The 7,231-nt window shown below is 76.1% G+C and carries 6 protein-coding genes; 1 reads left to right on the top strand and 5 read right to left on the bottom strand.

Annotated elements, in window-relative coordinates:
• Positions 1-33: 33 nt before the first annotated feature.
• From rpe to fmt, 3 genes are all read right to left on the bottom strand, one after another.
• The gene (rpe, locus tag ACF08B_RS34440; RefSeq protein ID WP_392320980.1) at positions 34-720 is read right to left on the bottom strand and encodes a ribulose-phosphate 3-epimerase; all 687 of its coding nucleotides are present in this window, start codon (positions 718-720) and stop codon (positions 34-36) included.
• Positions 721-930: 210 nt separating this feature from the next.
• Entirely contained in the window at positions 931-2,349 is a 1,419-nt protein-coding gene (locus tag ACF08B_RS34445; protein ID WP_073899379.1) for an RsmB/NOP family class I SAM-dependent RNA methyltransferase, read from the bottom strand.
• Between the two features lie 636 nt (positions 2,350-2,985).
• Complete coding sequence (gene fmt / locus ACF08B_RS34450; RefSeq protein WP_392320981.1) at positions 2,986-3,918, bottom strand: methionyl-tRNA formyltransferase; 933 nt, start codon at positions 3,916-3,918, stop codon at positions 2,986-2,988.
• Positions 3,919-4,182: 264 nt separating this feature from the next.
• Here fmt and ACF08B_RS34455 point away from each other — a divergent pair, with 264 nt between their 5' ends.
• On the top strand, positions 4,183-4,725 hold the full coding sequence (locus tag ACF08B_RS34455; RefSeq protein WP_093479202.1) for a hypothetical protein: 543 nt from the start codon (positions 4,183-4,185) through the stop codon (positions 4,723-4,725).
• A 103-nt stretch (positions 4,726-4,828) separates the two neighbouring features.
• Here the strand turns inward: ACF08B_RS34455 and ACF08B_RS34460 are convergent, their stop codons facing one another.
• Positions 4,829-6,988 (bottom strand): primosomal protein N', encoded by a 2,160-nt coding sequence (locus ACF08B_RS34460; protein WP_392320982.1) that lies wholly within the window; start codon positions 6,986-6,988, stop codon positions 4,829-4,831.
• A 116-nt stretch (positions 6,989-7,104) separates the two neighbouring features.
• The coding region (locus ACF08B_RS34465; RefSeq protein WP_392320985.1) for a methionine adenosyltransferase domain-containing protein at positions 7,105-7,231 on the bottom strand (127 nt) is incomplete at its 5' end.

The raw sequence follows: 7,231 nt of genomic DNA on the forward strand, positions 1-7,231 counted from the left end.
CGCCGTACTCTCAACCGTTCACGTAGCTGTGGCTCAGTGGTCGCATGCCCAGGACGCCGTGGCGGTGGCCGCGTCCGCCTGGCTGCGCAGTGCGTGTACCGCCTCCGCCGGGTCCTGCGCCCCGTACACGGCCGAGCCGGCGACGAACACGTCCGCCCCCGCGTCCGCGCACCGCTCGATCGTCGAGGCCGACACGCCGCCGTCGACCTGCAGCCACAGCTGGAGACCGTGCTTGCCGATCAGCTCCCGGGTGCGGCGGATCTTCGGCAGCATGATGTCGAGGAAGGCCTGGCCGCCGAAGCCCGGCTCGACGGTCATGATCAGCAGCATGTCGAGTTCCGGCAGCAGGTCCTCGTACGGCTCGATCGGCGTCGCCGGCTTGAGCGCCATCGAGGCACGGGCACCCTTGGCACGGATCTCCCGGGCGAGTCGCACGGGCGCGGCGGCGGCCTCCACGTGGAAGGTGACCGACGAGGCCCCCGCCTCGACGTACTGGGGCGCCCAGCGGTCGGGGTCCTCGATCATCAGGTGGCAGTCCAGCGGGGTGTCCGTCGCCCGGGCCAGGGACTCCACCACCGGCACACCGAGCGTGAGGTTCGGGACGAAGTGGTTGTCCATGACGTCGACATGGAGCCAGTCGGCGCCCTGGACCGCCTTGGCCTCCTCCGCGAGGCGGGCGAAGTCGGCGGACAGGATGCTGGGGTTGATCTGCGCGGCCATGACCCAAGCCTGCCATGTCCGAAGCACTGATGTTCGCACCGGTCCACAGGCGAGGCCGTTCGTCGTATTTGTACGACCGCGGGCGGTCGCCTGTGGACGACACGCGGCGTAGCCGGAGCGCTTCCGCGACACTCGGTGAACGGGCCGTGACGCTCGGAGGTGTCCGCGGTGTCGCACCCCGGGTGCGCGGGACGTGCCCCGCGGGCCGGGTCAGCCGGTCCGGCGGATCAGCGCCAGGTACATCGCGTCGGTGCCGTGCAGATGCGGCCAGAGCTGGACGTCGGGGCCGTCGCCGAGGTCGGGGACCCCCGGCAGCAGCGGGCGGGCGTCGATCAGCTCGGTGTCCGGGCGCTGCTTGAGCACGTCGGAGACGACCGCCCGGGTCTCGGCGAGGTGCGGCGAGCAGGTGGCGTAGCCGACGACCCCGCCGACCCGCACGGAGTCGATCGCCGTGCGCAGCAGGGTCCGCTGGAGCGGCGCGAAGTTGTCGAGGTCCTCCGGGCGCCGCCGCCAGCGGGCCTCGGGGCGCCGGCGCAGGGCGCCGAGGCCGGTGCACGGCACGTCCATCAGCACCCGGTCGAAGCTGCCGGGCAGCCACGGCGGCCGGGTCCCGTCGGCTGTGACGACCTGGTACGGCCCCGGGTTGCCGTGCAGGGCCTTGGCGACCAGGCCGGCCCGGTGCGGCTGCTTCTCGGCGGCGAGCAGGGCGGCGCCGCGTTCGGCGGCCAGGGCGGCCAGCAGCGCCGCCTTGCCGCCGGGCCCGGCACAGCCGTCGAGCCACTTCTCGTCGGGGCCGTCGAGCGGGGCGTTCGCCAGCGCGAGGGCGACCAGCTGACTGCCCTCGTCCTGCACGCCGGCCCGGCCCTCGCGCACGGCGTCGACCGCCGCCGGCTCACCGCCCTCGGCGAGCCGCACGGCGTACGGCGACCAGCGTCCCGGTACCGCGGACTCCTCGCGCAGCAGCTCCTCGGTGCCGGACCGGCCCGGGCGGGCGACGAGCGTCACCTCGGGCCGTTCGTTGTCGGCGGTCAGCAGCTCCTCGATGCCGGCGCGCCCGCCGCCGAGGGAGTCCCACAGCGCGGAGACGACCCAGCGGGGGTGCGAGTGCACGACGGCGAGGTGGTCCTCGGGATCCTCGTCGTAGGGCGGCGCGACCTTCTCCGTCCACCCCTGGAGGTCGTCCTGCGCGACCTTGCGCAGCACGGCGTTGACGAACTTGGCCCGGCCGTCGCCGAGCACCACCCGCGCCAGTTCGACGGAGGCGGACACGGCGGCGTGCGTCGGGATGCGGGTGCCGAGCAGCTGGTGCACGCCGAGGCTGAGCACGTCGAGGACCGGCGGGTCGACCTCGCGCAGCGGCCGGTCGACACAGGCGGCGATGACGGCGTCGTACGTCCCCTGCCGGCGCAGCGTGCCGTACACCAGCTCGGTGGCGAGGGCCGCGTCCCGGGAGTCGAAGTCGCCCTTCTCCCGCGCCTTCCTGAGCAGCGGCGGCAGCACGAGGTTGGCGTAGGCGTCCCGTTCGTCGACCGCGCGCAGCGCCTCGAAGGCCAGCATGCGGACGGGGTCCTTCTGGGGACGGCGGTAGGGCTTGGCGGGCTTGTGGGGCCGCCGGGACTGCTCGCTCACGAAAAAGGTGCTCCGGATGTGAAGAAGGTGGCTGCACCGTCCAGCCTACGTCGCCCCGAGGCCCCTCCCACCGCCCGGGGCGCCCCGCCGACGGGCGACCGGGCCGCGCCACCCCATGGCGACCGCGGCGCCGCCCCGGCGCGTTGCCGCGGCGTCGCCCCACGACCTCACCGCCCGCGCACCGTGCCGTGCCGCGGCCCGGACAATGCCGCCCGCCACGTCCGGCGCCCCGGACGCGAACGCCGCGGCCCCGGCCCGGCGCAGCCCGAATGGCCGCCACCGGCCGGCCCGGCCACCAACACCCCGATGGGCACGGCTGCGTCGCACGCTCCCCGGGTCAGCCCGACCCGGCCCACCGCCGACGGCCGGCCGGCGTTCTGACCCCGGCCTCGTCCTCACCCGTCCGTCGCCCAGGGCCTGACTCACGGGCCGGTTGAGCGGATCCGGCGGACCGGCACGCTTCCGACGCACGCGGGCCGTGCCTCGGTACGGCCCCGGTCACTTCGTGGGCCCCGGCCAACGGCACGGCGTCACAAGGCACCGCCCTGCCGCCTCTGCGTCCTCCGGGACGTGCCGCTCCACCCGACGTCCCGGCGCTCCCGGCGCTCCCGGCGCTCCCGGCGCTCCCGGCAGGGATCAGGCGCCGAGTGTCTCGTTCTCCGTGATGCGGACGCCGCGGGCCCAGTCGGCCGCGCGCATCGGCTTCTTGCCCTGGGCCTGCACCCACAGCAGTTCGACGGCGTACGAGCCGGTGCCGACGTGCACGCTGTTCTTGCCCACCGCGAGCCGGCCCGGGGCGAGGTCCGTCCGCTCGGGCACGGGCGTGACCTGGATGAGCTTGAGCCGCTCGCCGCGGAAGGCCGTCCAGGCGCCGGGCGCCGGGGTGCAGCCGCGCACCATACGGTCCACCCGCAGCGCGGGGGCCGCCCAGTCCACGTGGGCGTCCTCGACGGTGATCTTCGGCGCGAGGGAGATGCCCTCCGACGGCTGCGGAACGGCCTTCAGCGTGCCGTCCTCGACGCCGTCCATGGTCGCGGCCAGCAGCCCCGCGCCGGCGAAGGCGAGCCGGGTGAGCAGGTCGCCGCTGGTGTCGGTGGGCCGGATCTCCTCCGTCACGGTCCCGTAGACGGGCCCGGAGTCCAGCCCCTCCTCGATGAGGAAGGTGGAGGCACCGGTGATCTCGTCGCCCGCCATGAGGGAGTGCTGCACCGGTGCCGCCCCGCGCCAGGCGGGCAGCAGCGAGAAGTGCAGGTTGACCCAGCCGTGGGCGGGGATGTCCAGGGCGGCCTTCGGCAACAGGGCGCCGTAGGCCACGACCGGGCAGCAGTCCGGGGCGATCTCCCCCAGCCGCTCGAGGAACTCCGGGTCCCGCGGCTTCAGCGGCTTGAGCACCTCGATCCCGGCCTCCTCCGCCCGCTCGGCCACGGGCGACGCGACCAGCCTGCGCCCGCGCCCGGCCGGCGCGTCGGGCCGCGTGACGACGGCGGCCACCTCGTGCCGCCCGGAGGCGATCAGGGCGTCCAGAGCGGGAACGGCGACCTCGGGGGTACCGGCGAAGACGAGCTTCATGGGCGGGATCGGGCCTCTCGGGCGGGGGTCGGGCGGGCAGCGCACCAGTCTATGACCATGACCGCGAAGGCGCCGACGGCGAACGGCCCCGAGGTTCCGTCCGGGAACGGGCGGCGCGCGGACCGGAGGGCGGCGTACGCATATGCCCGTACGCCCCCACCCCGTGACCAGCGGAGCGCACACGCGTTGGTCAAGAAAGAGTTGACCACATCGGGCCGCTTCGGCGGCCCAATTCCTTTCAACGCCGGTTCGAGAGGCTTGTTCATGGCCGACCACGCAACCCACGACGCCCAGGCCCGGGCCAGCCTGCACTTGCTGGTGCGGGACATCGAGCGGGTCCGCCGGCAGGTGGACGCCCTGCGCACACTCACCGCCCAGCTGGGCAACGTCTACCGCCCGCGCCGCTCCGGCCCGTCCACGGGCTTCGTCGTCTACGGACGCGCCCCCGCCCCGACGGTGCGTCTGGCCCAGGAACTCCGGGACAGTGTCGAGACCCTGGTCACGGCCGCCGTGGACTTCGACCGCTCGCTCGGCTTCTCGTGGGACGCGGTGGGCTCGGCCCTCGGCGTCACCAAGCAGGCGGTGCACCGCCGTTACGGCGCCCGCCGGGCCGCGGCCCAGGCCGCCGCCGAGGCCGAGCGGACGACGGACCCGTCCGCCACCCACCCGCTCAACGTGAACACCGCCCTGCCCACGGTGCCGACGGTCCCCGCGGCCCGCTCCATGCCCACCCAGCCGACCGCGGGCAGCCCGGCCCTGCGCGAGGACGCCCGGCCGACCGCCTTCCCCGGCCCGCGCAACGGCTGACGTCCTGCCACCACCCCTGCCCTCCCGGTCCGCGTCCGGGAGGGCGGACGTATGCGCCGGGCCTGCGCACGGCCCCCGCCGCCGCACCGTACGCACCGGCCCGTCACCCGATGTCCGGCGGATCGATGCGCACCCGCACCGCCTCCCCGCTCCCCCGTGCCATGCGCGCGGCCTGCGCGGCCTTCAGGGCGGCGGCCAGCGCCGCCCCACTGCCCGGGGGCACCCGCACGAGCGCCCGCTCCCACTGCTCGCCGGGCGGTGGGGCGCCGGGTCGGCGCGGCCGGCCGGGCAAGGTCGGAGCCACCGGGACCGGGCCCAACACCTCGGCGTCCGGCGGCAAGTCGACCGCCGCCAGGAACTCGGCGACCGCCTCGGGTACGCCGGACACGGCCGCCATCCGGGACACCGGCGGAAAGCCCAGCTCGGCACGCTCGGCCAGCTCCCGCACCGCGTGTCCGACGGGGTCCCAGCGCACCAGCGCCTGCACGGGCCGCAGGGTCGGCTCCGCCACCACGACCACCGTGCCTCCTTGTCCCTGCGGCCGTACCAGAGCCCCCGCCGCCATCCAGCGGCGCAGCGCGTCCTCACCGGCCCGCAGATCGGGGCGTACGAGCATGGCCCAGCCGTCCAGCAGCAGGGCCGCCGCATAGCCGCCCTCGGCGACCGGCTCGGCCCCCGGGGTGCTGACGACCAGCGCGGGCGTACCCGGCACGGTGTCCAGCACGTGCTCCCGCCCCGAGGTGCGCACCGGTACGGCGGGGAAGGCCCGGCCCAGCTCCTCCGCGGTCCGCCGCGCGCCGACGACCTGGGCCCGCAGCCGGAAGCCGCCGCACTCCGGACAGTGCCAGGAGCCCTCCTCGCGGCCGCACCATCCGCACTTCAGGACGCCCGCGTCCTGCCCCTCGAGCGGGCCGGAGCAGTGCCGGCACCGCGCGGGTGCCCGGCACTGGGCGCAGGCCATCCGGGGCGCGTAGCCCCGCCGGGGCACCTGGACCAGCACCGGTCCGTGCCGCAGCCCTTCGCGCGCCGCCTGCCAGGCCAGCGAGGGCAGACGGGCGGCGCGGGCGGCCTCGTCCCGCGCCAGGTCTTCGTCACCGACGGTCCGCACCAGGGGCGCGGTGCGGCGGACCTGCTCGCGGCCGGCGACCAGCGGACGGGCCCAGCCGCTCTCGACGAGCTGGGCGGCCTCCACCGTGCAGCCGAAGCCGCCCAGCAGGAAGGCGCAGCCGTCCAGGGCGGCGCGCAGCAGCAGGACGTCCCGCGTGTGCGGCTGGGGCGCGTGCGGCTCGCTGTGGCTGTCGTCGCCGTCGTCCCAGACGGCGACGAGCCCCAGGTCCCGCACGGGCGCGAACATGGCCGCGCGCGTCCCGACGACCGCCTGCACGGACCCGCGCCGCACCGCGAGCCACTGCGCGTACCGCTTCTCGGGTCCGGCGTCGGCGGTGAGCAGCGCGTGCCGGCCCTCGCCGAGCACCGCGGTGAGCGCGGCGTCGACCCGCGCGGCGGCCCGCCCGTCCGGTACGACGACCAGCGCACCGCGTCCCGAGGCGAGCGTGGCGGCCACCGCCCTCGCCAGCTCCTCGCTCCACAGCGGGCCCGGCAGCGCGTTCCACACGGCCCGGGGGGCGCCGCCGGAGGCAAGCGCCTCGACGAAGGCGCCACCGTGCTCGTACCGCCCCCAGGAGCCCGCGTCCGGCGCCTCGGGCGGTGGCAGCGGCGGCGGGGACGGCCGCTGCTCGGCGCGGGCGCTGCGCGGCGGCACGGCCAACTGGAGGACGTCGGCGAGGCTGCCCGCGTACCGGTCGGCGACGGCCCGCGCGAGCCCCAGCAGTTCCTCGCTCAGTACCGGTTCCGGTGAGACGACCTGGGCGAGCACGGCCAGGGGTCCGGAGTAGTCCGACTCGGCGCGCCGCTCGACGAGGAATCCGTCGATGAGCCCGCCCCCCTCGCGGCGGCCCTCGCGCACCCGTCCGCGCCCGGCCCCGAACCGCACCCGGACCCGGACGCCGGGCTGCGCCTGCTCGTCCAGTTCCTCGGGCACCGCGTAGTCGAAGTAGCGGTCGAGGTGCAGCACGCCCTTGTCCACCAGCACCCGCGCGACGGGCAGCTCCTTGGCGAGCTCGGCACCACGCCAGGTCCGCGGCTTGGCCCGCGGCGCCTTCGCCCGGCGCACGCTCTCCCGGATGAGCGCGAGCTGTTCCGGCGGCGCCGCCTCGGCCCCACCGTCCCCGTCCGCCCGGGGCACCCCGTTCTCGCTGCTCACGCTTGCATTCTTACCAAACGGCACCGACAACCGGCGCCCGCCCGTCGCCCGGCCCACACGCCGAGGCCCGGCGCCCCCGTCGGGGAGCCGGGCCTCGTGGAAGGCGGGGGCGGGGGCTACAGGCCCACGGCCTGGCGCAGGGCGTCCACGCGGTCGGTGCGCTCCCAGGTGAAGTCGGGCAGCTCGCGGCCGAAGTGGCCGTAGGCAGCCGTCTGGGAGTAGATCGGGCGGAGCAGGTCGAGG

Source organism: Streptomyces sp. NPDC015139, assembly GCF_043079785.1.
GTDB classification, from domain to species: domain Bacteria; phylum Actinomycetota; class Actinomycetes; order Streptomycetales; family Streptomycetaceae; genus Streptomyces; species Streptomyces albidocamelliae.

Coding starts and splice junctions, on each gene's coding strand:
- fmt (WP_392320981.1), bottom strand. CDS start 3,918: ATGAAGCTCGTCTTCGCCGGTACCCCCGAGGTCGCCGTTCCCGCTCTG.
- rpe (WP_392320980.1), bottom strand. CDS start 720: ATGGCCGCGCAGATCAACCCCAGCATCCTGTCCGCCGACTTCGCCCGC.
- ACF08B_RS34455 (WP_093479202.1), top strand. CDS start 4,183: ATGGCCGACCACGCAACCCACGACGCCCAGGCCCGGGCCAGCCTGCAC.